This is a genomic window from Pseudomonas oryzae (assembly GCF_900104805.1).
Taxonomy (GTDB): domain Bacteria; phylum Pseudomonadota; class Gammaproteobacteria; order Pseudomonadales; family Pseudomonadaceae; genus Geopseudomonas; species Geopseudomonas oryzae.
The window spans coordinates 525,381-549,981 of the sequence record NZ_LT629751.1 but is presented as its reverse complement, the minus strand read 5'-3'; the positions used below and the strand labels follow the sequence as shown (position 1 = coordinate 549,981).

The 24,601-nt window shown below is 63.7% G+C and carries 26 protein-coding genes; 17 read left to right on the top strand and 9 right to left on the bottom strand.

The features are described 5' to 3' along the window. Positions 1 to 9: 9 nt before the first annotated feature. From BLT78_RS02650 to BLT78_RS02640, 3 genes are read left to right on the top strand one after another with little or no spacing between them, the layout of a single operon-like run. The gene (locus tag BLT78_RS02650) at positions 10 to 603 is read left to right on the top strand and encodes a superoxide dismutase (RefSeq protein ID WP_090347494.1); all 594 of its coding nucleotides are present in this window, start codon (positions 10 to 12) and stop codon (positions 601 to 603) included. Positions 604 to 605: 2 nt separating this feature from the next. Continuing rightward, on the top strand, positions 606 to 1,061 hold the full coding sequence (locus BLT78_RS02645) for a chromate resistance protein ChrB domain-containing protein (protein WP_090347493.1): 456 nt from the start codon (positions 606 to 608) through the stop codon (positions 1,059 to 1,061). Continuing rightward, positions 1,061 to 2,293 (top strand): MFS transporter, encoded by a 1,233-nt coding sequence (locus BLT78_RS02640; protein WP_090347492.1) that lies wholly within the window; start codon positions 1,061 to 1,063, stop codon positions 2,291 to 2,293. Before BLT78_RS02645 ends, BLT78_RS02640 begins: the two co-directional genes overlap by 1 nt. 220 nt (positions 2,294 to 2,513) lie before the next feature. On the opposite strand, the gene BLT78_RS02635 is transcribed toward BLT78_RS02640, so the two are convergent. Further along, a complete protein-coding gene (locus BLT78_RS02635; protein WP_090347491.1) occupies positions 2,514 to 2,795 on the bottom strand; it encodes a metal-sensing transcriptional repressor in 282 nt (93 codons plus the stop codon). Positions 2,796 to 2,906: 111 nt separating this feature from the next. Between BLT78_RS02635 and BLT78_RS02630 the strand changes: the two genes are divergently transcribed. From BLT78_RS02630 to BLT78_RS21240, 7 genes are all read left to right on the top strand, one after another. Further along, positions 2,907 to 3,275 carry a hypothetical protein gene (locus BLT78_RS02630; protein WP_090347490.1) on the top strand — a complete coding sequence of 123 codons (369 nt, stop codon included), beginning with the start codon at positions 2,907 to 2,909 and terminating at the stop codon, positions 3,273 to 3,275. A 51-nt stretch (positions 3,276 to 3,326) separates the two neighbouring features. Further along, positions 3,327 to 4,061: a HupE/UreJ family protein gene (locus tag BLT78_RS02625; RefSeq protein ID WP_090347489.1), complete on the top strand. Its 735-nt coding sequence runs from the start codon at positions 3,327 to 3,329 to the stop codon at positions 4,059 to 4,061. Between the two features lie 12 nt (positions 4,062 to 4,073). Then, positions 4,074 to 4,742, top strand: coding sequence for a transmembrane anchor protein (locus BLT78_RS02620; RefSeq protein WP_090347488.1), 669 nt, complete (start codon positions 4,074 to 4,076; stop codon positions 4,740 to 4,742). Positions 4,743 to 4,821: 79 nt separating this feature from the next. Then, the gene (locus BLT78_RS02615) at positions 4,822 to 5,058 is read left to right on the top strand and encodes a hypothetical protein (protein WP_090347487.1); all 237 of its coding nucleotides are present in this window, start codon (positions 4,822 to 4,824) and stop codon (positions 5,056 to 5,058) included. 167 nt (positions 5,059 to 5,225) lie between these two features. Further along, the gene (locus tag BLT78_RS02610; RefSeq protein ID WP_090347486.1) at positions 5,226 to 5,576 is read left to right on the top strand and encodes a DUF3147 family protein; all 351 of its coding nucleotides are present in this window, start codon (positions 5,226 to 5,228) and stop codon (positions 5,574 to 5,576) included. Between the two features lie 16 nt (positions 5,577 to 5,592). Continuing rightward, the gene (locus tag BLT78_RS02605) at positions 5,593 to 6,036 is read left to right on the top strand and encodes a YqaA family protein (protein ID WP_090347485.1); all 444 of its coding nucleotides are present in this window, start codon (positions 5,593 to 5,595) and stop codon (positions 6,034 to 6,036) included. A gap of 372 nt (positions 6,037 to 6,408) precedes the next feature. After that, positions 6,409 to 6,534 carry a CNNM domain-containing protein gene (locus BLT78_RS21240; protein WP_197673134.1) on the top strand — a complete coding sequence of 42 codons (126 nt, stop codon included), beginning with the start codon at positions 6,409 to 6,411 and terminating at the stop codon, positions 6,532 to 6,534. 11 nt (positions 6,535 to 6,545) lie between these two features. On the opposite strand, the gene tnpC is transcribed toward BLT78_RS21240, so the two are convergent. The 8 genes from tnpC to BLT78_RS02570 form a co-directional block, all read right to left on the bottom strand. Beyond that, a complete protein-coding gene (gene tnpC, locus BLT78_RS02600) occupies positions 6,546 to 8,078 on the bottom strand; it encodes an IS66 family transposase (RefSeq protein ID WP_090347484.1) in 1,533 nt (510 codons plus the stop codon). Positions 8,079 to 8,159: 81 nt separating this feature from the next. Next, complete coding sequence (gene tnpB, locus BLT78_RS02595; RefSeq protein WP_157719462.1) at positions 8,160 to 8,495, bottom strand: IS66 family insertion sequence element accessory protein TnpB; 336 nt, start codon at positions 8,493 to 8,495, stop codon at positions 8,160 to 8,162. After that, complete coding sequence (gene tnpA, locus BLT78_RS02590) at positions 8,492 to 8,824, bottom strand: IS66-like element accessory protein TnpA (protein ID WP_090347483.1); 333 nt, start codon at positions 8,822 to 8,824, stop codon at positions 8,492 to 8,494. The genes tnpB and tnpA overlap by 4 nt, the downstream gene beginning before the upstream one ends. Positions 8,825 to 9,155: 331 nt before the next feature. After that, entirely contained in the window at positions 9,156 to 9,626 is a 471-nt protein-coding gene (locus BLT78_RS21620; protein WP_231975681.1) for a 3'-5' exonuclease, read from the bottom strand. Between the two features lie 29 nt (positions 9,627 to 9,655). Continuing rightward, on the bottom strand, positions 9,656 to 10,867 hold the full coding sequence (locus BLT78_RS02585) for a UvrD-helicase domain-containing protein (RefSeq protein WP_231975680.1): 1,212 nt from the start codon (positions 10,865 to 10,867) through the stop codon (positions 9,656 to 9,658). Next, positions 10,864 to 12,735 (bottom strand): ATP-dependent nuclease, encoded by a 1,872-nt coding sequence (locus BLT78_RS02580; RefSeq protein ID WP_090347482.1) that lies wholly within the window; start codon positions 12,733 to 12,735, stop codon positions 10,864 to 10,866. Before BLT78_RS02580 ends, BLT78_RS02585 begins: the two co-directional genes overlap by 4 nt. Positions 12,736 to 13,341: 606 nt before the next feature. Next, entirely contained in the window at positions 13,342 to 13,797 is a 456-nt protein-coding gene (gene rnhA, locus BLT78_RS02575; RefSeq protein ID WP_090347481.1) for a ribonuclease HI, read from the bottom strand. Continuing rightward, positions 13,794 to 14,561, bottom strand: coding sequence for a methyltransferase domain-containing protein (locus BLT78_RS02570; protein ID WP_090347480.1), 768 nt, complete (start codon positions 14,559 to 14,561; stop codon positions 13,794 to 13,796). The genes rnhA and BLT78_RS02570 overlap by 4 nt, the downstream gene beginning before the upstream one ends. Before the next feature lie 80 nt (positions 14,562 to 14,641). Between BLT78_RS02570 and gloB the strand changes: the two genes are divergently transcribed. From gloB to BLT78_RS02535, 7 genes are all read left to right on the top strand, one after another. Continuing rightward, positions 14,642 to 15,427 (top strand): hydroxyacylglutathione hydrolase, encoded by a 786-nt coding sequence (gene gloB / locus BLT78_RS02565; protein ID WP_090347479.1) that lies wholly within the window; start codon positions 14,642 to 14,644, stop codon positions 15,425 to 15,427. An 85-nt stretch (positions 15,428 to 15,512) separates the two neighbouring features. Then, positions 15,513 to 17,102 (top strand): LysM peptidoglycan-binding domain-containing protein, encoded by a 1,590-nt coding sequence (locus tag BLT78_RS02560; protein WP_090347478.1) that lies wholly within the window; start codon positions 15,513 to 15,515, stop codon positions 17,100 to 17,102. A gap of 100 nt (positions 17,103 to 17,202) precedes the next feature. Next, a complete protein-coding gene (locus tag BLT78_RS02555; RefSeq protein WP_090347477.1) occupies positions 17,203 to 19,032 on the top strand; it encodes an extracellular solute-binding protein in 1,830 nt (609 codons plus the stop codon). After that, complete coding sequence (locus BLT78_RS02550) at positions 19,029 to 20,858, top strand: extracellular solute-binding protein (protein WP_090347476.1); 1,830 nt, start codon at positions 19,029 to 19,031, stop codon at positions 20,856 to 20,858. Before BLT78_RS02555 ends, BLT78_RS02550 begins: the two co-directional genes overlap by 4 nt. Before the next feature lie 6 nt (positions 20,859 to 20,864). Next, entirely contained in the window at positions 20,865 to 21,950 is a 1,086-nt protein-coding gene (locus BLT78_RS02545) for a microcin C ABC transporter permease YejB (RefSeq protein ID WP_090347475.1), read from the top strand. A 3-nt stretch (positions 21,951 to 21,953) separates the two neighbouring features. Further along, positions 21,954 to 22,973: an ABC transporter permease gene (locus BLT78_RS02540; RefSeq protein WP_090347474.1), complete on the top strand. Its 1,020-nt coding sequence runs from the start codon at positions 21,954 to 21,956 to the stop codon at positions 22,971 to 22,973. A 4-nt stretch (positions 22,974 to 22,977) separates the two neighbouring features. Beyond that, entirely contained in the window at positions 22,978 to 24,582 is a 1,605-nt protein-coding gene (locus BLT78_RS02535; protein WP_090347473.1) for an ABC transporter ATP-binding protein, read from the top strand. Positions 24,583 to 24,601: the final 19 nt, after the last annotated feature.

Genomic DNA, 24,601 nt, shown 5'->3' with positions numbered 1-24,601 from the left:
GAGAGAGCCATGCCCTACCAAGTGAAACCCCTTGCTTTCGATCCGGCGAAGCTGAATGGCCTGTCCGAGCGGCTGCTCGTCAGCCACTGGGAAAATAACTACGGCGGGGCGGTAAAGCGCCTAAATGCCATCGAGCAACGCCTGGCCGAACTGAACTGGGCCAGCGCCCCGGTGTTCGAGATCAACGGACTCAAGCGCGAGGAGATGATCGCCAGCGGCTCAATGATCCTGCACGAGGTGTACTTCGATTCTCTCGGCAGCACGGGAGGCGACCCCGGCGGGGCGCTGAAGCGGGCCATCGAGCGGGACTTCGGCTCCATGGACGCTTGGCGTACCGAGTTCACGGCCATGGGCAAGGCCCAAGGCGGCGGCTCCGGATGGACCGTGCTGGTTTGGAGCCAGCGCAGAGGGCGTCTTGTGAACGCTTGGGCCGCCGACCACGCGCACAATCTCGCCAGCGCCACGCCGCTCATCGCCCTCGACATGTACGAACACAGCTACCACATGGACTTCGGGGCCAAAGCTGCGGCCTATGTGGACGCCTTCATGCAGAACCTGTCCTGGGCGGCTGCCGAAGCTGCATTTGTCAAAGTGGAGGGCTGACCATGAAATGGGTCACCCGCGAACGGCCCAAGATCGACCGCATCGCCTGCCCCTGGCTGGTGGCGCGCTTCATCGATGAGGACCCCGAGTTCCTCTACGTGCCGGCTGACGACGTCCTGAAGGTCGCCACCGACACCGGCGCGATCCCCTACGATGTGCCCAATGTCGAACTTGGCCACCACGGCGACCGCTGCAGCTTCGATGCCTTCATCGAGAAATACAAACTCGACGATCCGGCCTTGAACAAGCTGGCGCTGATCGTGCGGGCCGCCGACTGCAGCCAGCCGCAACTAGCGAAGGAGGCAGCTGGCCTGCTCGCTATCTCGAAAGGGCTATCGCTCAACTTCGCAGACGACCACGAGATGCTGAAGGCAGGCATGGTGGTGTACGACGCGCTCTACGCCTGGTGCGCCGACACACCGCTGAAGAAGGTCGAGCGCCTGCCTGGTATGAAGTGATGCTGCTGCCCGCCGGTGTCGAGCCCGAAGCACGCCTGCTGCTGATCGGCCGGGCACTGCGGGCCTTTACCGACGGATTTGTGGCCATCCTGCTGCCGATCTATCTGCTGGCCATCGGTTTTGGCAAGTGGGAGGTCGGGCTGATCAGCACGGCAACGCTGCTCGGCTCGGCGCTGATGACCCTGGCGGTCGGCTATTGGGGGCATCGCTTCCCTCAGCGCCGGCTGCTGCTGGCTGCCGCCTGCCTGATGTGCCTGACCGGCCTACTGCTGGCCGGCCTTGGCGGATTCTGGCCGCTACTGCTCGTCGCCTTCGTCGGCACGATGAATCCCAGCTCCGGCGACGTCAGCGTCTTCCTGCCGCTGGAACATGGCCGGCTGGCCGAGGCGGCACAAGGCGAGGCGCGCACCTACCTCTTCGCGCGCTACACCTTCGTCGGCGCCCTTTGTGCCGCAGTAGGTGCGCTGGCGACGGCCATCCCGCAAGCCCTGACGGACGCCGGCATGGCACAGCTCGACGCGCTGCGCCTGATGTTCGTTGCCTATGGGATCACCGGCGTGGCGATCTTCTTCCTGTATCGCGCCCTGCCGGATCACACCCTACCTCAGCAGATGACGCCACCCACGCCCCTGGGGTCCTCGCGCGGCATCGTCGTCCGTCTCGCCGCGCTGTTCTCGATCGACGCCTTCGCCGGCGGGCTGATCGTCAACACCTTGCTCGCGCTCTGGCTGTTCGAGCGCTTCGAGCTTTCGCTCGCCGCCGCCGGTCAGTTCTTCTTCTGGGCCGGGCTGCTGTCGGCCGGCTCCCAGCTCGCCGCGCCATGGGTGGCGCGCCACATCGGCCTTGTCAACACGATGGTGTTCACCCATATCCCGTCGAGCATCTGCCTTATCCTCGCCGCTTTCGCCGACAGCCTGCCAGTGGCGCTCTCGCTGCTGTTCCTTCGTAGCGCGCTGTCGCAGATGGACGTGCCGACGCGCTCAGCCTTCGTGATGGCAGTGGTGACGCCGGCCGAACGCGCCGCCGCCGCGAGCTTCACCGCGGTGCCCAGGAGCCTTGCGGCGGCGGCGAGCCCGGCCATTGGCGGGGCACTGTTCGCCGCCGGCTGGCTGGCCGTGCCGCTGGTGGCATGCGGCCTGCTCAAGATCGCCTATGACCTGGCGCTCTGGCGTGGCTTCCGACATTACGCGGTAGATGCTCCTGAGAACGCTCACACGCAACGGGAGGGATGACGCGCCTGAGCTGAGCGTACGATTTTCTCCAAATCCTGCGGGCTATCCCTGTCCCGACCACCAGCAGGAGTTGTAGCGCTCCCCAAAACATGGCTATAGCCAACCACAATCGATTGGGGGGAGATGAAAGCGCGCCATACGTGACTCGTACCATGGCAGTAGGCTTCCCCCGCCCTTGTCCTATTTTCGGCTTGCTTGCCGAGGCTCAGGATGACCCGGTCTACAAATACCGGGTGATCTGTTTGAACTCGTCCAGCGAAACATGTCCAACGTCCGGGACGTCATTCAACGTGTGTGCCAGGCAATGGTCGATGTGATCCTGAATCAGGGTGCGCTTGGCTTGGCAAACGGCTTTTTCCACCGCATGCAGCTGCTGGGCAATATCCACGCAGGCACGGCCATCCTCGATCATGGCGATGACGCTGCGCAGGTGGCCCTCGGCGCGTTTGAGCCGTTTGATGATGTCGCCGTGACTCTCATGGTGGTGATGGCCTTCATGCATGACTTGAGCCCACTGTCCGTATGATCTAGGCTTGCATCCTATCCCCTGGGGGAGGATGGTTCAAAGCCGCTTAATGGCCCACATGCTGCCTCCAGGCGTTCCGAGATTGATATGTTCAGCCAAGCCCTCAAGATCAAGCTGGTGGTTGCGCTGCTCCTGGCCATGGTCGTGGCATGGGGTGGGCATGCGGCTGCCTGGCTGACGGACTCGTCTCATCCTGCGTTCGAGCCTACCGACCATCACCACCAGCATGAATATGCGGGCGATGAGCAAGTCGGTGCTTGCGCCCTGTGCCAGTTGCAGCATGAGCACTCCCCGCTGAATGCCGACCATCTGCACGAAACGCCATACCCAACCTCGCTGATCAAGGTGCACACATTGGCTGAGCGCAGCCAACCGCTAGTCGCACTTCACCATTTCCTGCCCGCTAGCCCGGTCTTTCTGATCGAGCGCCCACCACGTCCGAGCTTCGTGCTCTGACATCGGCCGCCCCCACGGCGGCCCAAGACCACTGCAACTTAGGACTTATCCATGCATTCGCAATCCCTGCGCGGGGTAGGTGCGCTCGTCGCGCGCCTGCGTCGCTCGTTGCTGCTGCCCGTGCTCAGCGCCCTGTTGTTCCTGGCCGCCCCCGAAGCCTTGGCCCATGGCGTGGCCGAGGGCGACAAGGGCTTCATCCAGGAAAGCTCCGGGGTGATGCTGCTGCCGTTCATCTACTTGGGCGCCAAGCACATGATCACCGGCTACGATCACCTGCTGTTCCTCTTCGGGGTGATCTTCTTCCTCTACCGGCTCAAGGACGTGGGCCTGTACGTCACCCTGTTCGCGGTCGGCCACTCGGTCACCCTGCTGCTCGGCGTGCTGATGGAGATCAGTGTCAGTGCCTACGTCATCGACGCCATCATCGGCTTCTCGGTGGTGTACAAGGCGCTCGACAACCTGGGCGCCTTCCAGCGCTGGTTCGGCTACCAGCCGGATACCCGCACGGCCACCCTGGTGTTCGGCCTGATCCACGGCTTCGGCCTGGCCACCAAGATCCTCGACTACCAGATCGCCGCCGATGGCCTGATCCCCAACCTGATCGCCTTCAATGTCGGCGTCGAGATCGGCCAGCTGCTGGCCCTTAGCGCCATTCTGATCGCCATGGGCTACTGGCGGCGCACCGCCGGCTTCTGGCGCCACGCCTACACCGCCAACGTCGCCATGATGAGCGCCGGTTTCCTGTTGATGGGTTACCAGCTCACCGGCCTGATCGTGTCCCAGTAAGGAATTTTCTTCATGTTCAATAACCAACGCCCTGATACCAACGATCTGCCCAGCACCACCCAGTTGCTGCGCTCCACCGTCATCGCCCTGATCACTGCCGGCGTCCTGCTGGTCACCGTGGTCATGCCGTCGGAATACGCTCTCGACCCCACGGGCGTCGGTCGTGTCCTCGGGCTGACGCAAATGGGTGAGCTGAAGGCAACCCTGGCGCAGGAAGCTGCGGCAGAGGAAGCGGCTCAACCGGTCGCGACCACCCCTGCCCAAGCCCCGGTGCAGCAAGCCCCTCAACAGCAGGTCGCGGCTGTCTCAGTGGCAGAACCTGTTGCCGAGCCGGTTGCAGAAGCCAAACCAACGCTGAAGTCCGACGAGCTGACGCTGACCCTGAAACCGGGCGAGGCCAGCGAGGTCAAGCTGGAAATGCTGAACAAGGCAACGGTCAGCTATGAGTGGTCGACCAACGGCGTGCCGGTCAATCACGACACCCACGGCGAGCCCTATAACGGCCCCAACGGCTATTTCCACAGCTACAGCAAAGGCAAGCAGGTGAAAGGCGACAAGGGGGAGTTCAGTGCCATCTTTGACGGTACTCACGGCTGGTTCTGGCGCAACCGCAGCAATCAGGACGTGACCATCACCCTGAAGACCACAGGCGAGTACCTGAGCTTCAAACGAATGATGTAAGAGCTCCGCCCCTCCCACCACGCGGTGGGAGGGCATTTGCTTCACCCCCACCATGAATTCAACGATTGAGGACTATCCAATGAAAACCACCACTACCCTGGGCCGCGCCCTGCTGATGACCTGCCTGCTGGGCCCTCTTTCGGCCTACGCTGCTGAAAGCGAAAAAGCCGTTGAAGGCAAAGCGTCCAACGTAGCCGTCGAAACCAAGGAAGTAACAGAGGTCAAGGACGCCAAGGAAGTCCAATCGAGCAGCCAGAACCAAAGCAACGGTCTCGACTACGGTCATGGCCACAGCCATGGGCATTCGCACGACTAACTGGAAACGACCGGATAGCAGATAACGAGATACCTGAAAGTGCCAAGGGTCTCTGGTCGTCTATCTGGCGACGGCCAGCCCGCCAGGGCTGGCCTGTCCGAAGGAGAGCGGGAAAGCTCCAGCGCAATTGCGCTACCGCCATTGAGGCCTGCCCCCTGGGGGAATCCATGACCTGGATCATCACCAAATACGCACTGACCGCCGCCGTTGTGGTGCTGGTATCGGAAATCGCCAAGCGCAGCGACAGGCTTGGCGGACTGATCGCTGCCCTGCCGATGATCACGGTACTGACGCTGATCTGGCTCTATCTGGAAAAGCAATCGCCGGAGAAGATCGCCAACCACGCCTGGTACACCTTCTGGTACGTGCTGCCGACCTTGCCGATGTTCCTGGCCTTCCCGGCGCTGCTGCCGCGCCTGGGTTTCTGGCTGACACTGCTGGCCTGCGTGGTCATCACGGTCGTCTGCTTCGGCCTGTTCGCGCTTGCGGTGCGTCGCTTCGGCATCGAGCTACTGTGATCTGGCCGACTGTTAAATGGAGTTGATGGCATTTGCCGGGCTGTTCCTCTCGGCTTTCGGCGCAGCGACTTTGCTGCCTCTGCAATCCGAAGCCGTACTGGTTGGCCTGCTGCTTCAGGCCGAGTATTCCGTTGCAGCGTTGCTGGTCATCGCGACCCTCGGGAATGTGCTCGGCTCAGCCGTCAACTGGTGGCTGGGCACCTACATCGAGCATTGGCGTCATCGACGCTGGTTTCCGGTGAGTCCGCAAAAGCTGGCCAAGGCCCAAGCTGGTTATCACCGATACGGGCGCTGGTCTCTGCTGCTGAGCTGGGTTCCAGTCATTGGTGATCCACTGACTGTGATGGCGGGCGTGATGAAAGAGCCTTTCTGGAGCTTTCTCGCCATCGTTACCGTGGCCAAGGCTGGCCGCTATTTGGTTCTGACAGGACTAACCCTGGGTGGGTTGCAGTGGTTATGAGTCGAGCGAAGCAGGATGACCGTCCTGGGCGTGCGGGTGTCGGAGTCAGTTAGGCTTCGCTCTGGCGTCCATGAGGCGAGAGCAGGACACAGCCCCTCAGTCGAACAGAAACAACTGGCAACCAGCTGCCCAAATGAAGTGGTTTGACGCTATTTCGCCCTATTTGTAGGATGATGGCCCTTTGTCATGCGAGGAGCATCCGGGCATTCCCGGCTCATTTATGGACAGTCATAGTTGGCGAACCCATTCGCCGTCAGTCGCGCTCACCGTTTTCCCTCCCTGCTGTACCTCCCACACCACTGCTCTCGGCAAACACCCGTTGGCCTCCAGGTGTGCACGTCTTCCCCTCTCTGCCAACGCTCGGGGCCAGCAATGGAAATCCTGATTCTGATCGGTCTGGTCGTACTGAACGGCCTCTTCGCCATGTCCGAAATCGCGCTGGTCACGGCTCGCAAGGCGCGCCTCATGAAACTGGCGGCTGAGGGCGATAATTCGTAAGCGAGCGGGCATCACACCTTGCTGGTGGGGATCCAGTTGTGCGGCAGCAGCTCGCTGAGTTCACTGGCCTTCTGCGTCGGTAGCCGAGTCAGCACGTCCTTCAGGTAGGCATACGGATCATGCCCGTTCAGTCGCGCCGACTGGATCAGCGTCATCAGCGCAGCCGCACGCTTGCCGCTGCGTAGCGAGCCGGCGAACAGCCAGTTCGAGCGGCCGATGGCCCACGGGCGGATCTGGTTTTCGCACCAGTTGTTGTCGATGGCCACCATGCCGTCATCGAGATAGCGCACCAGGGCCGTCCAGCGCTTGAGGCTGTAGTCGAGCGCCTTGGCGATGGCCGTGCCTTCGTGCACCAACTGGCGCTGGGCGAGCATCCAGGTGTGCAGGGCGGCGGCGATGGGCTTGGCTTTTTCCTGGCGTATTCGCTGTCGCTCATCGGGCAGCAGATCGCGTACCTCGCGCTCGATGTCGTATAGCTGACCGATGTGGCGCAGGGCCTGTTCGGCCAGTTGGCTCTTGTTGGCGACATGCAGGTCGTAGAACTTGCGGCGGGCATGGGCCATGCAGCCGATTTCGGTCACGCCCTGCTCGAAGCAGGCCTTGTAGCCGGCGAAGTCGTCGCAGACCAGTTGGCCTTTCCAGTCGCCCAGGAAGGCGCGGGCATGCTCGCCGGCACGGCTGGGGCTGAAGTCGTAGACCGCCGCACGCAGATCAGCGAACGGGCTGGGAACGTAGGCCCAGACATAGGCGCGCTGGGTCTTTATCATCCCCGGAGCCAGCATCTGCACCGGGGTTTCGTCGGCATGGACGATGCGCTGTTCCAGCACGATGTCCCGCAGCGCATCGACCAGCGGTTGCAGCTGTACGCCACAGCCGCCGACCCACTGCGCCAGGGTCGAGCGCGGGATGGCCAGGCCAGCGCGGCCGAAGATCTTTTCCTGGCGGTACAGCGGCAGATGGTCGGCGTACTTGGCCACCATGACCTGGGCCAGCAGGCCGGCGGTCGGGATGCCCTTGTCGATCACCTGGGGCGGTACCGGTGCCTGGATCAGCGTTTCGCACTGCGCGCAGACCCATTTGCCGCGGATATGCCGCTCCACCGTGAAGACGCCCGGGGTGTAGTCGAGCTTTTCGCTGACATCCTCGCCGATGCGCTTGAGCTGACAGCCGCAGGCACACTGCGTGGTATCCGGCTCGTGATGGATCAGGGTGCGCGGAAACTGCGCCGGCAAGGCGGTGCGCTTGGGTTGCTGGCGGGGTTCGGCGGGTGCCGGCGCGGGATTCAGCGCCTTGAGTTCGGCCTCGATGGCCGCGATGTCGGTGTCGAGCAGATCGTCCAGCAGGCTGATCTGGTCAGGGCTGAGCTGCTCGCTGCGCCGGGCAAACTTGTGGCGTTTGAGGATGGCAATCTCGTGAGCCAGCTGCTCGTTGCGCGTCCGGTGATACTGGACTTGCTGGTCGAGGCTGGCGACACGCTCCGTCAACTGCGCCGCCAGTACGCGCAGTTGCTCGGGAGTGAGGTGGTCGAAAGCAGAAGAAGCCATGGCCGTGATTGTGCCGGCCTCGACGGCGACCGACGATAGGTCGTTCGGTCAATTGCGCAGCAAGCACCACCGCAGGACTCACTACAGAAGGCGGATTTCGGCTCCGGCACCGACCCGCTGCCACGGCAGTCCGACCACCAGCGCCTGAAGTTGCTCGGGATTCAACTCCATCTGTGTGCCCTGCCAGTTGCCCGGCCAGACAAAACGGCCCTGATTCAGCCGGCGCGAGGCCAGCCAGACGCCGAAGCCGTCATGCACCAGCACCTTCATGCGGTTGGCCCGCTTGTTGGCGAACAGATATGCGCAGTGCGGCTGCGCCGCACCGAAGACCGCCACCACCCTGGCCAGAGCCGTTTCCGTTCCGGCGCGCATGTCCAGAGGTTCGGTGGCCAGCCAGATGCGATCAATGCGGATCATTGCAAAAGCTCACGCATGAACCGGGCACAGCCTTCGGCATCTGCCGCCGGCCAGTGCATGGTCACGGTCGTGCGGCGATGGGGAATCTCAATGCGGATCTCTGCCTGATTGGAAACCACCGATTGAGCGGGCGGCTCCAGCATCACCGGGAGAAATGCGGGCAGTGTTTCGGTCGACGATGGGCAGGCCGCCGCCAGTCTTCGCCATCGATGAACCACGTTGGTGTTGATGCCGTGGCTCAGAGCCACGCTGGCAACCGAGTTGCCAGGCAGGCTGCACTCCTGCACGACTTGCGCCTTGAAGGCCTTGGAATAAGAACGTCGCTGCATGATTTCCCGCTTGAAAGCCTTGAGATGGTGTCCACGATAAATAGGTGGACACCATCTCTTAGCTTGGCGGGGTCAAACCAGACGGGATGCCCGGACGGTTACTGAGGTGTGCCCCCTATCTGCGACGGTCGACTCTAGACCATCGCTATCCGACCCGAGGTTGCTGGTGGGGAACGGCAGAGATCGGCCAAAAGCGGACTTAACGTGAACCATTCTGTGCTAGCAATTTTGAGACTGAGAAGCTCTTTACCTCTTCAGATAGGCGCGCCTACGACCGCTTTCAGCTGCGGCCGGATCAATAGGGAGAGGTGTAAGCAGGGGACGTCTTGATTCACAGGAAAGGGCAGGTATCGCGCTTCGGAGTCAGAATGGTGGTTCGACGTATCGCCCGAGTCACTCCCACCCGCAGCACTAAAAGATCCTGAGCGCAGATTTTTGGATCCTGCGGGGCTTTGGCAATGCGCTGGTATAGGCCGTCGTAGATGATGACCTCGTCGAACTCCTTCCCTTTGGACTTATGTATCGTCATTAGGTGGATGCCGCGCCAGTCCTTTTGAGCTGCAGCGAAATGCTCCTGCATCAAGGCACTGCGGACTGCTTCTTCAGCCCCCTTGTACTCTCCCTGGGCACGCCACAGCGCACCCAAGTTAGCCCGCAGTACCGAGCCACGATGAAGAAGTCGAAGGTAGCGAGCATCTGTTGCTACTTGCTTCAAGGCTACCGCAGCGGATGATTGCAACAGGCCGCGCAGCTGCAACCAGTCCTCCGCAGGGTCGCCCGTTAATTGCAGTTGCTGCCGCAACTCTGCGATACGCTGAACTTCGCTGACAATCAGCTGGCGTTTGGCACCGCGGATCTTTCCCGAGGAGAGGAATCCGCTAAGAGCACCTGCCAGGTCCAGCTCGGACTGGGGGGTAGGCTTGCCTCCGCGGCGTCCACGAATGTGCGAGTGAAGTGCACCAAGCATGCGGCTCGCCACATCGCCAGCCGCCCCCCCTCCAGTAACGTGGCGATAACGCCAGCGGCGAGAGCCGGCGGTTCAGCATCCATTGCAACGTCGTGATGTAGCTCTGGCAGACCATCAGCTGCAGAAGAAAGGTAATCAGAAAGCTCGAGCATCAGCCGCTTGGATGGCACCAAGATCGCGATCGATTTGTCCGGTATTGCCTTGAGACGATCCAACGCCGAGAGCACTGCGGCCTTGGCATTGAAGTGCAGGCTCTTTCCATACATGAAGCCGTAACGCGTGATTTTTACCTGCTGATAGACCTTGCCCTTGTTTGCGCCAGTGAGCAGGTCATTCCCATAGGTCGTGATATCGGTACCGCTGCTGCGGTGGTTTTCACCAGCGAAATCGAAGTGGACGGCGCCGAAGATCTCCAGAAACTCGCCAACCCGCCTAGGATCAGCGCCTCGAAACTCATAGATCCGCTGTTCAGGGTCGGCCAGAGCAATGAGGCGACTACGCTTTCCAAGCTGCTGGATCAGAGCCCATTCATCACTGTTTGTGTCCTGAAACTCGTCGAGGATGATAATGGGATAGGCGTCGGAGAAGATGGCGCTTAGCCGGTCACTGCGGCTCAGCAGTTCGCTGACCAAGCTTGCGAACAAGTCGAAATGCAGGCGGCCCTCGTGCTCGAATAGGCGTCGCTTCTCATTTTCGTGCTGGGCCTTATCGATATCTGCCAAATGCGCTGCTGCCTCGGGTGGTGGCAGAAGCTGCAAGCTCGGCCTGCCATTCAACAGATAGGCGTGGCTTCGGAGAATGCTCCAAGCGAAACCGTGGTACGTGCTGACCTCAAGTTGCTTCAGGTCCTCGCGAGAAATCAGCTCAGAAGCCTTTTCGATGATGCGCGCTACGGTAGGCCTGGCGAAGCTCAAGAAGAGGATCTTCTGGCCTGGCTTGAGTACCCCTGAGCGAATCTCATCACGAGCTTTGACCAGCGCGACGTGTGTTTTGCCTGCACCAGGACCACCTAGCGCCAAGGTGTGCCCGGCGCACGCCAGGAAGCCGCGCTTCTGATCGCTCCACACTTCCGTCATGCCAGAGGCTGGGGCGGGGACGGTTGGAACTTCCCATAGGCTGCTGCCAATGGCGGTGGCTTGGTTGCAGCCTCTGGGAGAGGAGGCACGCCGGCTAGCTGGGGAGGTAATGGAGGCAGCTGAGGTGGCTCAATGACGTTCTTGATGGCTGCCAGCGTGGTTCTCACGTATTCGGGCATGTCATTGGCGGTTGGACAGGAGGCGAGCAAGTCGCCGGCGTCGCCACCGCCTTTGGCCCAGCCAAAATAGTGCGACAGAGCTACCTGCAGATTGGCCAGAGGCGTTGCGGGTGTTGGTGTGTATGCCGCGAGATGCTGCGGCCAATCACCGCCAACAACCACAACAGCAGCATAGCTGCGGAGCGCCACCTCAGAGGCACCATACAAGACAAGGTTTTCAAAGCCCTTAGTCGCAGACTCATAGGCATGATCGACCGAGGCAGTGATGGTTGCGAGCGCCTCCGGCGTTTGCTTGTCAAATACGGCGAACACGACCTTGCCGAGTGAGCGGAAGAATGCACCCAGTGGCGCGACATTGGTCTCGCCGCGGGCGTCGACGATAGCCACTCCTAGGTTTTCGAGCGATTTGAATCGCGTGGGATCCAGCTCGGCGAGCCGGCGGGCAGCGGCAGGCAATGCGTCGAACTCCGTACGGCCCTCAAGTACAAGTACGTAGCGGGCCAGCAGGGCTTCGCAGAACCGTGCTTTGAATTCTGTGCGATAGGCCTTGGGCTTGACTGCTGGCGGATATGTAGCGGGAACCCCGGTCATAACACCGGCCGTGCGCTTGAGAACCACTACCTGGGCAGGCTCGAACTCCTCCAGCACGTACGGTGAGTGGGAGGTGAAGATGGCCTGTGCCGACTTCTGGCGCAGCGAATTGATGATTCGTTTCTGGGTGTGCGGCGGAAGCGCGATCTCTGGCTCTTCCATCGCGAAGATCACGCTTTGCTTGAGTTCGGCGATGATCGAAAGCAAAGCCAATACCAGCGTGTTAATCGTGCCAGTGCCTTGGTGCTGATATGGGGCGGAATAGACTGAGCCGTCCGGCCTTTTCGCTCCAGTACCCATGAAGACGGTCAGGGTTCGACGGAGCATGTCGCGAGTGAGGTCCGAAACCCGCATGTGGGGTTGCTCTGCCCAGTCGGATGGTACGTAGTGCCGTACTGCATCTTGGACTGCGACAAGCAATTCGCCGATGTCCTCGGTCTCTCCAACTGGCAGTGCCCTCAGCTGGTCGAGCAAATCCTCCCACATAGTCAGTCGTGTTTCCTTCAGCCGAAGGATCACGTCCAACAAAGAGCCTCGTTCCAGGCTGAGTGCGCGAGCTCCGGTCCGCAGCGTGCGCAGATAAAGAAAACCGCATTTTCGTTTGTCGGGCGCAGAGAACCGGGGGTAGGAGCCATCCGGCATTTCGGGAGTGGCGTAATAGGTATCCCCAGCGAAGTCGTCCTCGTCTACGTCATACCAACCGTTGAAGAAGACGCGTATTGCCGCTCCGACATGGGGCGCGTCTGTTCCCTCCGGGGGGGCCCCTACAAGCAATGCCTTGGTCTGTGTATCCCACCACTCGATATGGTCCCGGAAATGCCGCAGTTGCTCATCAGAGAGTCCCGCGACAATAACCTCGACCTGGATCGGGACGACCTCGTTCTTGGCCGGGTCTACGTACGTACCGGCATAGAAATCGTGCTCATCGATTACAGGGCGACGACTCAGGCGCTCCGGGCCAAGTACCAAGTCCACCGCTTCCAGCAATGTGGACTTGCCGGCGTTGTTGTCACCGATAAAAGCAGTGTGTCCATCGAGGTGGACCTCACCGTAGGCGATGCCTCTGAAGTTCCGGACGCGAACACGCACAAGATGCACTTCGACCCTCCTTGTCTAGCGGAAACCAATCTACTGATTCTAGTGCGTCATGGTAGGTGCGATTCGACTGTATCGCTACCGAGTCGCGTACCGCGCGCCCGCAGCCAAGGGCCGCTATTGGCCGAAAGCTGCCATCCAGTTCAAAATTCAGCAACTTGAAGAAATGCCATCATGCCCCCGAGCACACCTCATGCCCACCAGTGAGCGAGAGGCAATCATGCCCATCAGTCGACCGCAGACAGGGATAACATACCTGCCTCGCACCTGTCTGCCGACATAGTGCAGCGCCTCGGTCTCCTCTCTGGGGATTCGCTGTATCTGGTCGAGACTTGAGACAGCGGCGGTCAGCGTCTCGCCCCATCAAACACGTCCTGATTTCAAGATGTAAACGGTGGAGGCCCAAAACAGCTCACCGTTTACACCTTGGCATCATGAGGAATCAAGACTCAGCCCCCACCTAGACTGCAAAGCCCCACTACATCAAGCCTTGAGGCCTGTCACTCACTCACTCGATGCCCGTTTACACTGCTGACAAGTGGGCAGAACAACATGACAAAACGCATGGGAAATGGCCTGCAAATGGATCCAAGAAAATAGAGGGCTGGCTTACACGGCCCGGCGCGCGCCGTTGACCTCGGCCACACCGCGGTTGGCCAACTGATCGGCACGCTCGTTGCCGGGGTGGCCATTGTGCCCACGCACCCAGTGCCAATGCACCTCGTGACGACTGACCTGGGCATCCAGCGCCTGCCAGAGATCGGCATTCTTCACCGGCTGGCGCGCCGCGGTCTTCCAGCCGCGCTTCTTCCAGTTCGGCAGCCACTCCTTGATGCCCTTCATCACATACTCGGAGTCGGTGGTCAGCTGCACCCGGCAGTGGCGATTGAGGATCTCCAGCGCACGGATCGCCGCGGTCAGCTCCATGCGATTGTTGGTGGTGTCGGGCTCGCCGCCCCACAGCTCGCGCTCGACGCCCTTGTAGATCAGCAGGGCGCCCCAGCCACCGGGACCGGGATTGCCCTTGCAGGCGCCATCGGTATAGATCTCGACACTATCAGTCATGTTTCTTTCTTGCTGCCTGGATGACGGCCGACCTTGGCCACGGGAACCGGTCGCAGCTGGGTCACCGCCGCTCGCCTGGGCTGCGGCAGCGGCCGCAGTCCGGCAACCAGCTTGCGCGCTGCGAGCAGGTAAATGCCGCCGCCAGGCAACTGCAGGCTCTCGGCCCAAGGTTCGACGCCCCGCAAGCGTTCCTGCCAGCGCGGCGAGGAAAGCGGCGGACAATAGCATCCGAACCGTCGTTTCTCCAGCGCGAAGCCCAGCAGGTGCAGCCAGTCGCCAAGGCGCGACGGCGAAATGCAACGCGCCTGCGCCAGCACGTCGCCCGCCAGGTAGCGGCGCAGCCCCCACAGGCTCCAGGGATGGATGCCGACCACCAGCAAGTGTCCGCCCGGCCGCACGCAGCGCGCGGCTTCGCGCAGCAGCTGATGCGGCGAGTGGGCGAAGTCCAGGGCATGCTGCAGCAGGACCACATCGGCGGCATGCTCGAGGACCGGCCAGGCCCCCTCCTCGCAGGCGATCTCCACCCCCGGCAGCGGCGGCCCCAGGCAGACACTGTGGCTGATCTGCTGCAGGGGCGGCAATGCGGGAGCGGCAATGCCGTAGTGGAGGAGGAAGCTGCCGAACAGTTTGTCGAGCTGCTCGGCGAGGAGCTCCTGCTGGCAATCCAGCAACTGGCGACCCAAGGGGCCGGCGAACCAGGCCCGGGCATCTCGCTGCAAGGTCAGCCAGGCCCCGGTGGCGGCCCCGAACGACTGCTCGCTCATGACTCCTCCCCTCATCTGGCGCCACACGCGACTGGCGCCCTAATATGGCCGATCACTTCAGCATAACGGCTCATCCGCCCATGATACAGATCGATGCCCTGCGCGCTTTCACCGACAACTATATCTGGCTGTTGCAGGACCTCTCTGCCCGCCGCTGCGCGGTGGTCGACCCCGGCGACAGCGCCCCGGTGCTGGCCTGGCTGGATGCCCATCCCGGCTGGCAGCTCAGCGACATCCTGGTGACCCACCATCACCCGGACCATACCGGCGGGATCGACGAGCTCAAGCAGCGGACCGGCGCCCGGGTGCTCGGCCCGGCCCTCGAGAGCATTCCCGCCCGCGAAGTCGCCCTCGAGGACGGCCAGTCGATCACCCTCCTCGGCTGCGACTGGCAGGTGCTGCACGTTCCCGGGCACACCGCGGGCCACATCGCCCTGTTCGGCGAACCGGATGGCAGCACGCCGGTATTGTTCTGCGGCGATACCCTGTTCGCCGCCGGTTGCGGTCGCCTGTTCGAGGGCACCGCCGAGCAGATGCACGCCTCTCTGCAGCGCCTGGCCAGACTGCCCGAGCAGACCCGTATCTATTGCACTCACGAATACACCCTGAGCAACCTGCGCTTCGCCCTGACGGTCGAACCGGACAACCCTGCGCTGCGGCAGCGCCAGGCCGAGGCCAGCGCCCTGCGCGAACGCAATCTGCCGACCCTGCCTTCCAACCTGGCCCTGGAGCTGGCGACCAACCCGTTCCTGCGGGTGAGCGAGTCGACCGTCCGCGACCAGTGCGCCGGACATGCGGGTGTCCCGCTGGCCACGCCCAGCGCAGTGTTCGCGGCATTGCGTAGCTGGAAGGACACATTTCGGTAACAAATGTCGGCTGGCGAAAACTTGACCAGTCGGGACCTCGATTCCTAGAATCCCCCGACTTTTTATCCGAGAAAGTCACCAGCCGATGCCCCAGCCGACGCCACCGAGCCCCGCTCCAGACGTTTTGACGCGCGCCTGCCGGCTCGTTCTGGTGAGTTTGCTGCTGGTTGTCGCGGGTTGTCAGACCCGCGGTGGCGGCGATACCGAGCGCGACACCGACCGCGCCGTCAGCGTCGGCAAGCAGATCGAGTGGAACCAGGAGCTGCAGGCGCCCAAGGAAGAGCGCCACGAAGATATCTGGGAGCGCATCCGTGCCGGCTACAAGCTGCAGGACCAGATCGGCACCAATCCGCGCATCGAGCGCCAGCGCTTCAGCTTCGCCAGCCGCCCGGCATCGATCCAGCAGATCGCCGAACGCAGCAGCCCCTACATCCACTACATCGTCGAGCAGCTGGAAGAGCATGGCATGCCGCTGGAGCTGGCCCTGCTGCCGATGATCGAGAGCTCCTACAACCCGCTGGCCTATTCGCCCGCCCAGGCCGCCGGACTCTGGCAATTCATCCCCTCCACCGGCCGTCTGTACAACCTGCGCCAGACCAACTGGTACGACGGTCGTCGCGACATCACCGCCTCCACCGGTGCGGCGATCAAGTATCTGCAGCGCCTGCACGACATGTTCAACGGCGACTGGCTGCTCGCCCTGGCGGCCTACAACGCCGGCGAAGGCACGGTCAGCCGCGCCATCGAGCGCAACCAGCGCCAGGGCCTGCCGACCGACTACTGGAACCTGCCGCTGCCGCGGGAAACCCAGGACTATGTACCCAAGCTGCTGGCGGTATCGCAGATCGTGCAGAGCCCGACCGCCTACGGCGTGACCCTGGCGCCGATCGCCAACGAGCCCTACTTCGAGAAGGTCGTCATCCGCCACCAGCTCGACCTCGCGCGGGTAGCCGACATGGCCGACGTCGACAAGGACGAACTGTACCAGCTCAATCCTGCCTTCAAGCGCGGCATCACCCTCGACGGCCCCCGCCACCTGCTGGTGCCGGTCGACAAGGCCGACGAGCTGAACGAGAGCCTGTCCCGCCTCGACCCGGCCAGCCTGGTGCAGTGGCAGCGCTACCAGGTGCGCAGCGGCGACAGCCTGCATGGCATCGCCAACCGTCACCACGTCACGGTCAACACCCTGCGCGATATCAACAAGCTGCCGAGCAACAGCGTGCGCGTCGGCCAGACCCTGCTGATCCCGCAGACCTCGGGCAGCCTGCCCGCCGGCCCCCTGTACGAACGCAGCGCGCCGCCCCTCGCGGCCGCCCCGGCGCCCCGCGCCGAGGCGGCCGCGCGCAGCTACCGCGTGCGCCGTGGCGATACCCTGTGGGATATCGCCAAGCGCCATGACGTGACCATGGCCGATCTGCAGCGCTGGAACAACATCAAGGGCAAGGCCCTGCATGCCGGCCAGGTCCTGACCATCCGGGGTGGCGCGCAAGCGCCCTCCACCGGCAGCAAGGGGCGCGAAGCGGTCACCTATTACAAGGTGCGCCGCGGTGACTCGCTATCGGTCATTGCCCGCCGCTTTTCGGTCGGTACCCACCACCTGAAGCAGTGGAATCCCAGCCTCGGCAAGACGCTCAAGGCGGGCCAGACCCTCACGCTGTACCTCGGGCGTCGCTGAGCTGCGACGCACCTCCCAGCCTGCCCTTTTTCCTGCGGATACAAGCTGTTACTGTAGGTTTCTCAATCTAAAAGATCGCCACGGACCGGACCCTCGCCCGATGAGTCGTCTCCTCGCCTTGCTGCTCGGTCTGGCTGCCTGCCTGCCGGCCGCTGCCGCCGTCATGGAACGGCATGGCTATGCCCAGTTCGGTTCCCTCAAGTATCCGGCCAACTTCAGTCATTTCGACTGGGTCAACCCGGATGCCCCCAAGGGCGGCAGCGTTCGCCTGATGGCCTCGGGCACCTTCGACACCCTCAACCCCTATACGCTCAAGGGCACCAGCCCCAGCGGTACCGCCAACTTCCTGCAGTACGGCATCACCGAGCTGAATGCGCCGCTGATGGTCGGCACCGGCGCCTACGATCCGTCGGGCGACGAACCCACCTCCAGCTACGGCCTGATCGCCGCGTCGGTGGAATACAGCAAGGATCGCAGCTGGGTGGTGTTCAACCTGCGCCCCGAGGCGCGCTTCCACGACGGCCACCCGATCACCGCCAGCGACGTGGCCTTTTCCTACCGCGTGCTGATCCGCGACGGCCATCCGCAGTACCGCACCTCCCTGCAGGAGGTCGAGCGCGTCGACATTCTCTCGCCGCAGCGCATCCGCTTCGTGCTCAGGCGCAGCGGCAACCCGCTGCTGATCCTGCGGCTGGGCGAACTGCCGGTGCTGCCGGAGCACTACTGGCGCGGGCGCGACTTCAAGGCCACCACCTACGAGCCGCCGCTGGGCAGCGGCCCCTATCGGATCAAGGAAGTGGCCCCTGGACGACGCCTGGTGTTCGAGCGGGTCAAGGACTGGTGGGGCAAGGATCTGGCGGTCAATCGCGGCAAGTACAACTTCGACCGCGTCGAGGTGGAGTTCTACCGCGACAACCATGTGGCCTTCGAGGCGTTCAAGGCCGGCGAGTTCGACTTCTATCTCGAGAACCAGGCGAAGAACTGGGCCAACGGCTACGACATACCGGCCGTGGCGCGCGGCGAGATCGTCAAGGCTGAGCTCCCTCACCGTATCCCGACGCAGACTCAGGCGCTGTTCATGAACAGCCGCCGCGGCCATTTCAGCGACGTGCGGGTACGCGAGGCCATGGGGCTGCTGTTCGACTTCGAGTGGAGCAACCGCACCCTGTTCAACAATGCCTACACCCGCTCCGCCAGCTACTACCCCAACAGCGAGTTCGCCGCCACCGGCCTGCCGGAGGGTGAGGAGTGGCTGCTGCTGTCGGCGCACCGCAAGGACCTGCCGGCTGAGCTGTTCACCCGGCCGCCGCAGATGCCGGTCACCGATGGCCACGGCCTGCCGCGGCGGACCCTGCGCCGCGCGCTCGACCTGCTCGCCGCCGCGGGCTGGAGACTCACCGCCGAGGGCCTGGTCAATGGTCGCGGCCAGCCGCTGCGCTTCGAGATCCTGCTGGTCAACCCCAGCCTCGAGCGCATCCTGCAGCCCTACCGCGACAACCTGGCGCGCATCGGCGTGCAGGCCAGCCTGCGCACCGTCGATCGCGCCCAGTACAAGCAGCGCATCGACGGCTACGACTACGACATGATCCTGATGACCCTGCCGCAGACCCTCAGCCCCGGTCTCGAGCAGTGGCAGTACTTCCACTCCAGCCAGGCCGATGTCCGCGGCGGCAAGAACTATGCAGGGGTGAAAAGCCCGGTGATCGATGCGCTGCTCGACAAGCTGCTCGCCGCGCAGACCCGCAACCAGCAGGTGGCGGCCGCGCGCGCCATCGACCGGGTGCTGCTGGCGCAGCACTACAGCATCCCCAACTGGTACATCGACCGCCATCGCCTGGCCTGGCGCAACCGCTTCGCGCACGCCACCACACCGCCCTATACCCTGGGCCTGCGTGCCTGGTGGCTCAAGACCTCGGAGGCTCCACGATGACTGCTCTCCTGCGCAGCGCCCGTCTGACCGCCGGCGCCCTGCTGATCAGCCTCGCCGGCCAGGCCGTGGCCGCCCCGCGCCATGCGGTGACTCTGTACGACGAGCCGCCCAAGTATCCGGCGGGCTTCCAGCACTTCGACTACGTCAACCCCGACGCGCCCAAGGGCGGCACCCTGCGCCAGGCCGGCTTCGGCGGTTTCGACAGTCTCAACCCGTTCATCAACAAGGGCGTGGCCGCCGACGAGATCGGCCTGGTCTACGACACCCTGACCCGGCGCAGCCTGGACGAGCCGTTCACCGAATACGGGCTGCTGGCCGAGAAGATCGAGAAGGCGCCGGACAACCGCTGGGTGCGCTTCACCCTGCGCCGCGCTGCGCGCTTCCACGACGGCCATCCGGTGACCGCCGAAGACGTGGTGTTCAGCTTCGATACCCTGATGAAGGACGGCGCGCCGCAGTACAAGGCCTACTATGCCGATGTGGAAAAGGCCGTGGCCGAAGGCGAGCATCGCGTGCGCTTCGTGTTCCGCCACAACGGCAATCGCGAGCTGCCGCTGATCGTCGGCCAGCTGCCGGTACTGCCGAAACATGCCTGGCAAGGCCGGGAGTTCGCCCGTACCAGTCTGGAGCCGCCGCTGGGCAGCGGTCCGTACCGGGTCGCCGAAGTGCAGGCCGGCCGCAGCATCCGCTACGAGCGGGTCAGGGACTGGTGGGCCAAGGACCTGCCGGTCAATCGCGGCCAGTACAATTTCGACAACATGGTGGTCGACTACTACCGCGACAACACAGTTGCGCTCGAGGCGCTCAAGGCCGGTCAGTTCGATTTCTGGGTGGAAAGCAGCGCGAAGAACTGGGCCACCGCCTATGACTCGCCGGCGATCAAGGAAGGCCGCCTGCTCAAGGAGGAGATCGCCAACCACAATCCGGCCGGCATGCAGGGCTTCATCTTCAACCTGCGCCGTCCGCTGTTCCAGGACGCGCGCGTACGCGAGGCGCTCGGGCTGCTGTTCGACTTCGAGTGGACCAACCGTCAGCTGTTCTACGGCGCCTACACCCGCACGCGCAGCTACTTCGAAAACTCCGAGCTGGCCTCCAGCGGCCTGCCATCAAAGGCCGAACTCAAGCTGCTCGAGCCCTGGCGCGAGCGCCTGCCGCCGCAGCTGTTCACCAGCGAGTATCAGCCGCCGCAGAGCGACGGCAGCGGAGTGATCCGCGACCAGCGCCGGCGCGCCTTCGAGCTGCTGCAGCAGGCCGGCTGGCGCCTGGACAAGGACCGCATGCTCGATGCCAGCGGCAAGCCGGTGACCATCGAGTTCCTGCTCGCCCAGGTCGAGTTCGAGCGCGTGCTGCTGCCGTTCAAGCGCAATCTGGCCAGCCTCGGCATCGAGCTGCAGATCCGCCGCGCCGACGTCTCGCAGTACATCAACCGCCTGCGCTCGCGCGACTTCGACCTGATCGTCGGCGGCTTCAGCCAGTCCAGTTCTCCGGGCAACGAACAGCGCGAGTACTGGCACTCCAGCAGCGCCGACAACCCCGGCAGCCGCAACCTGATCGGCCTCAAGGACCCGGTGATCGATGCACTGGTGGAAGGGCTGATCAATGCCGACAGCCGGCATAGCCTGATCACCCATACCCGCGCCCTGGATCGCGTGCTGCTGTGGGGCCATTACGTGATCCCCAACTGGCACATCAAGACCTGGCGGGTGGCGCGCTGGAACCACTTCGAGCATCCGCAGGTGGCGCCACTGTACGACATCGGCCTGTACACCTGGTGGGCCAAGCCCGCCGCCGCAGCGTCCGCGGCTGACGCCGGACAGAAGGAGTAACGCCGGATGCTGGCCTATATCCTGCGGCGCCTGCTGCTGATCGTGCCGACCCTGTTCGGCATCCTGCTGATCAACTTCATCATCATCCAGGCCGCCCCCGGCGGTCCGGTGGAGCAGATGATCGCCAAGCTGGAAGGCTTCGATGCCGCCGCCGGTGGCGCCACAGGCCGCATCGCCGGCGGCGGCGCCGAAGTGGCGGCGGCCGGCAACGCCTACCGCGGCGCCCAGGGCCTGGATCCCGAACTGATCAAGGAAATCGAGCGCATGTATGGCTTCGACAAGCCGGCCAGCGAGCGCTTCTGGATCATGATCCAGAACTACCTGCACTTCGACTTCGGCCAGAGCTTCTTCCGCGACGCCACCGTGATCGAACTGATCGCCGAGAAGATGCCGGTGTCGATCTCGCTGGGGCTGTGGAGCACGCTGATCATGTATCTGGTATCCATCCCGCTGGGCATCGCCAAGGCCATGCGCCACGGCAGCCACTTCGACGTGTGGACCAGCACGGCGATCATCGTCGGCTACGCCATCCCCGCCTTCCTGTTCGCCATCCTGCTGATCGTGCTGTTCGCCGGCGGCAGCTACTTCGACTGGTTCCCGCTGCGCGGCCTGACCTCGAACAACTTCGACGAGCTGAGCCTGTGGGGCAAGCTCACCGACTACTTCTGGCACCTGGCGCTGCCGGTGACCGCGCTGGTGATCGGCAACTTCGCCACCCTGACCCTGCTGACCAAGAACAGCTTCCTCGACGAGATCGGCAAGCAGTACGTGATCACCGCACGCGCCAAGGGCCTGTCGGAGAACCGCGTGCTCTACGGCCACGTGTTCCGCAACGCCATGCTGATCATCATCGCCGGCTTCCCCTCGGCGTTCATCGGCATCTTCTTCACCGGCTCCCTGCTGATCGAGGTGATCTTCTCCCTCGACGGCCTCGGCCTGCTCAGCTTCGAGTCGGCGATCAACCGTGACTATCCGGTGGTGTTCGGCACCCTGTTCATCTTCACCCTGCTGGGACTGATCGTGAAACTGATCGGCGACCTGACCTATACCCTGGTCGATCCACGGATCGACTTCGAAAGCCGGGAGGGTTGAGCGATGGCCCTCTCGCCCATCAACCGACGCCGCTTCGCCCTGTTCAAGGCGCACAAGCGCGGCTGGTACAGCCTGTGGCTGTTCCTCGGCCTGTTCGCCCTGAGCCTCGGCGCCGAGCTGATCGCCAACGACAAACCGCTGCTGATCAAATACGACGGCGAATGGTACGTACCGGTGCTCAAGCGCTATCCGGAAACCGCCTTCGGCGGCGAATTCCCGCTGGAGGCCGACTACAAGAGCCCGTACATGCGCGAACTGATCGCGACCAAGGATGGCTGGATGCTCTGGCCCATCATTCCCTTCAGCTACGACAGCATCAACTTCGAGCTCAAGGTACCGGCACCGGCGCCACCCTCGGCCGAAAACTGGCTGGGTACCGACGACCAGGGCCGCGACGTGCTGGCCAGGGTGATCTACGGCTTCCGCATCTCGGTGCTGTTCGCCCTGACCCTGACCCTGGCCAGCTCGCTCATCGGCGTCGCCGCCGGTGCCCTGCAGGGCTTCTACGGCGGCTGGGTCGACCTGGTTGGCCAGCGTTTCCTGGAGATCTGGTCGGGCCTGCCGGTGCTCTACCTGCTGATCATCCTCGCCAGCTTCGTCGAGCCGAACTTCTGGTGGCTGCTGGGCATCATGCTGCTGTTTTCCTGGATGAGCCTGGTCGACGTGGTGCGCGCCGAGTTCCTGCGCGGGCGCAACCTCGAGTACGTGCGCGCCGCCCGCGCCCTCGGCATGGGCAACGGCGCCATCATGTACCGCCACATCCTGCCCAACGCCATGGTCTCGACCATGACCTTCATGCCGTTCATCCTCACCGGCGCCATCGGCACCCTCACCGCGCTGGACTTCCTCGGTTTCGGCCTGCCGCCCGGCTCGCCGTCGCTGGGCGAGCTGGTCGCCCAGGGCAAGTCCAACCTGCAGGCGCCCTGGCTGGGTATCAGCGCCTTCGCCGTGCTGGCGCTGATGCTGACCCTGCTGGTGTTCATCGGCGAGGCCGCGCGCGATGCCTTCGACCCGAGGAAGTGAGGCGATGAGCCAACCCCTGATCGAGATCCACGACCTGCAGGTCGCCTTCAACCACGGCGCCGCGCCGCAGACCGTGGTGCACGGCGTCAGCTTCGACATCCAGCCCGGGGAAACCCTCGCCCTGGTCGGCGAGAGCGGCTCCGGCAAGTCGGTGACCGCCCACTCCATCCTGCGTCTGCTGCCGCGCAGCAGCAGCCATCCCAGCGGCAGCATCCGCTATGCCGGCGAGGACCTGCTGCAGCTGCCCGAGCGCCGTTTGCGCGCCATCCGCGGCAACCGCATCGCCATGGTGTTCCAGGAGCCGATGACCTCGCTCAATCCGCTGCACACGGTGGAAAAGCAGATCAGCGAGGTGCTCGCCCTGCACAAGGGCCTGACCGGCGAGGCAGCCCGCGCACGGGTGCTGGAGCTGCTCGAGCTGGTCGGCATCCCCGATCCGGCCAAGCGCCTGAAGGCCTACCCGCACGAGCTGTCCGGCGGCCAGCGCCAGCGGGTGATGATCGCCATGGCGCTGGCCAACGAACCACAACTGCTGATCGCCGACGAACCGACCACCGCACTCGACGTCACCGTGCAGCTGAAGATCCTCGAGCTGCTCAAGGAGCTGCAGGCGCGCCTGGGCATGGCCCTGCTGCTGATCACCCACGACCTCAACCTGGTCCGACGCATCGCCCACCGCGTGTGTGTCATGCAGCGCGGCCGCATCGTCGAACAGGCCGAATGCGCGCAGCTGTTCGCCGCGCCGCAGCATCCCTATACCCGCGAACTGCTGAGTGCCGATCCCAGTGGCGGGCCGGCGAACAACCCGCCCGGCAAGCCGCTGCTCGCAGTCGACGACCTGCGCGTGTGGTTCCCGATCAGGAAGGGCCTGCTGCGCCGCACCGTCGACCACGTCAAGGCGGTCGACGGGGTCAACTTCAGCCTGCCGCAGGGCCAGACCCTCGGTATCGTCGGCGAGAGCGGCTCCGGCAAGTCGACGCTGGGGCTGGCGATCCTGCGCCTGATCGGCAGCCAAGGCGCAATCCGCTTCGCCGGCCAGGCCATCGACGGCCTCAGCCAGCATGAGGTGCGCCCACTGCGCCGGCAGATGCAGGTGGTGTTCCAGGATCCGTTCGGTAGCCTGAGCCCCCGCATGTCGGTGAGTCAGATCATCGGCGAGGGCCTGGAAATCCACGGTGTCGGCACGCCGACAGAGCGCGAACAGGCGATCATCGACGTTTTGGGCGAAGTGGGGCTGGATCCCGAGACCCGGCACCGCTACCCTCACGAGTTTTCCGGCGGCCAGCGCCAGCGCATCGCCATCGCCCGCGCCCTGGTCCTGCGGCCGCAGCTGATCCTGCTCGACGAGCCGACCTCGGCGCTCGACCGCACGGTGCAGCGTCAGGTGGTGGAGCTGCTGCGCAGCCTGCAGCACAAGTACAATCTGACCTACCTGTTCATCAGCCATGACCTGGCGGTGGTCCGGGCTCTCAGTCACCACCTGATGGTGGTACGGCACGGCAAGGTGGTCGAACAGGGTGAGGCCGGCGCGATTTTCCACGCGCCGCAGCACCCCTACACACAGCAGCTGCTCGAAGCCGCCTTCATGGCGCCGGGCACTGCCGATTAACCAGCAAGAGGAAGTACAC

Bases quoted from the DNA above. Each gene is read 5' to 3' on its own strand.
- BLT78_RS02560 (WP_090347478.1), top strand. From the start codon at position 15,513: ATGCCCCAGCCGACGCCACCGAGCCCCGCTCCAGACGTTTTGACGCGC.
- BLT78_RS02570 (WP_090347480.1), bottom strand. From the start codon at position 14,561: ATGAGCGAGCAGTCGTTCGGGGCCGCCACCGGGGCCTGGCTGACCTTG.
- BLT78_RS02610 (WP_090347486.1), top strand. From the start codon at position 5,226: ATGACCTGGATCATCACCAAATACGCACTGACCGCCGCCGTTGTGGTG.
- BLT78_RS02540 (WP_090347474.1), top strand. From the start codon at position 21,954: ATGGCCCTCTCGCCCATCAACCGACGCCGCTTCGCCCTGTTCAAGGCG.
- tnpB (WP_157719462.1), bottom strand. From the start codon at position 8,495: ATGATCCGCATTGATCGCATCTGGCTGGCCACCGAACCTCTGGACATG.
- BLT78_RS02640 (WP_090347492.1), top strand. From the start codon at position 1,061: ATGCTGCTGCCCGCCGGTGTCGAGCCCGAAGCACGCCTGCTGCTGATC.
- gloB (WP_090347479.1), top strand. From the start codon at position 14,642: ATGATACAGATCGATGCCCTGCGCGCTTTCACCGACAACTATATCTGG.
- BLT78_RS02625 (WP_090347489.1), top strand. From the start codon at position 3,327: ATGCATTCGCAATCCCTGCGCGGGGTAGGTGCGCTCGTCGCGCGCCTG.
- BLT78_RS02545 (WP_090347475.1), top strand. From the start codon at position 20,865: ATGCTGGCCTATATCCTGCGGCGCCTGCTGCTGATCGTGCCGACCCTG.
- tnpC (WP_090347484.1), bottom strand. From the start codon at position 8,078: ATGGCTTCTTCTGCTTTCGACCACCTCACTCCCGAGCAACTGCGCGTA.
- BLT78_RS02615 (WP_090347487.1), top strand. From the start codon at position 4,822: ATGAAAACCACCACTACCCTGGGCCGCGCCCTGCTGATGACCTGCCTG.
- BLT78_RS02585 (WP_231975680.1), bottom strand. From the start codon at position 10,867: ATGACGGAAGTGTGGAGCGATCAGAAGCGCGGCTTCCTGGCGTGCGCC.
- BLT78_RS21240 (WP_197673134.1), top strand. From the start codon at position 6,409: ATGGAAATCCTGATTCTGATCGGTCTGGTCGTACTGAACGGCCTCTTC.
- BLT78_RS02550 (WP_090347476.1), top strand. From the start codon at position 19,029: ATGACTGCTCTCCTGCGCAGCGCCCGTCTGACCGCCGGCGCCCTGCTG.
- BLT78_RS02555 (WP_090347477.1), top strand. From the start codon at position 17,203: ATGAGTCGTCTCCTCGCCTTGCTGCTCGGTCTGGCTGCCTGCCTGCCG.
- tnpA (WP_090347483.1), bottom strand. From the start codon at position 8,824: ATGCAGCGACGTTCTTATTCCAAGGCCTTCAAGGCGCAAGTCGTGCAG.
- BLT78_RS02645 (WP_090347493.1), top strand. From the start codon at position 606: ATGAAATGGGTCACCCGCGAACGGCCCAAGATCGACCGCATCGCCTGC.
- BLT78_RS02635 (WP_090347491.1), bottom strand. From the start codon at position 2,795: ATGCATGAAGGCCATCACCACCATGAGAGTCACGGCGACATCATCAAA.
- BLT78_RS02650 (WP_090347494.1), top strand. From the start codon at position 10: ATGCCCTACCAAGTGAAACCCCTTGCTTTCGATCCGGCGAAGCTGAAT.
- rnhA (WP_090347481.1), bottom strand. From the start codon at position 13,797: ATGACTGATAGTGTCGAGATCTATACCGATGGCGCCTGCAAGGGCAAT.
- BLT78_RS02630 (WP_090347490.1), top strand. From the start codon at position 2,907: ATGTTCAGCCAAGCCCTCAAGATCAAGCTGGTGGTTGCGCTGCTCCTG.
- BLT78_RS02620 (WP_090347488.1), top strand. From the start codon at position 4,074: ATGTTCAATAACCAACGCCCTGATACCAACGATCTGCCCAGCACCACC.
- BLT78_RS02535 (WP_090347473.1), top strand. From the start codon at position 22,978: ATGAGCCAACCCCTGATCGAGATCCACGACCTGCAGGTCGCCTTCAAC.
- BLT78_RS02605 (WP_090347485.1), top strand. From the start codon at position 5,593: ATGGAGTTGATGGCATTTGCCGGGCTGTTCCTCTCGGCTTTCGGCGCA.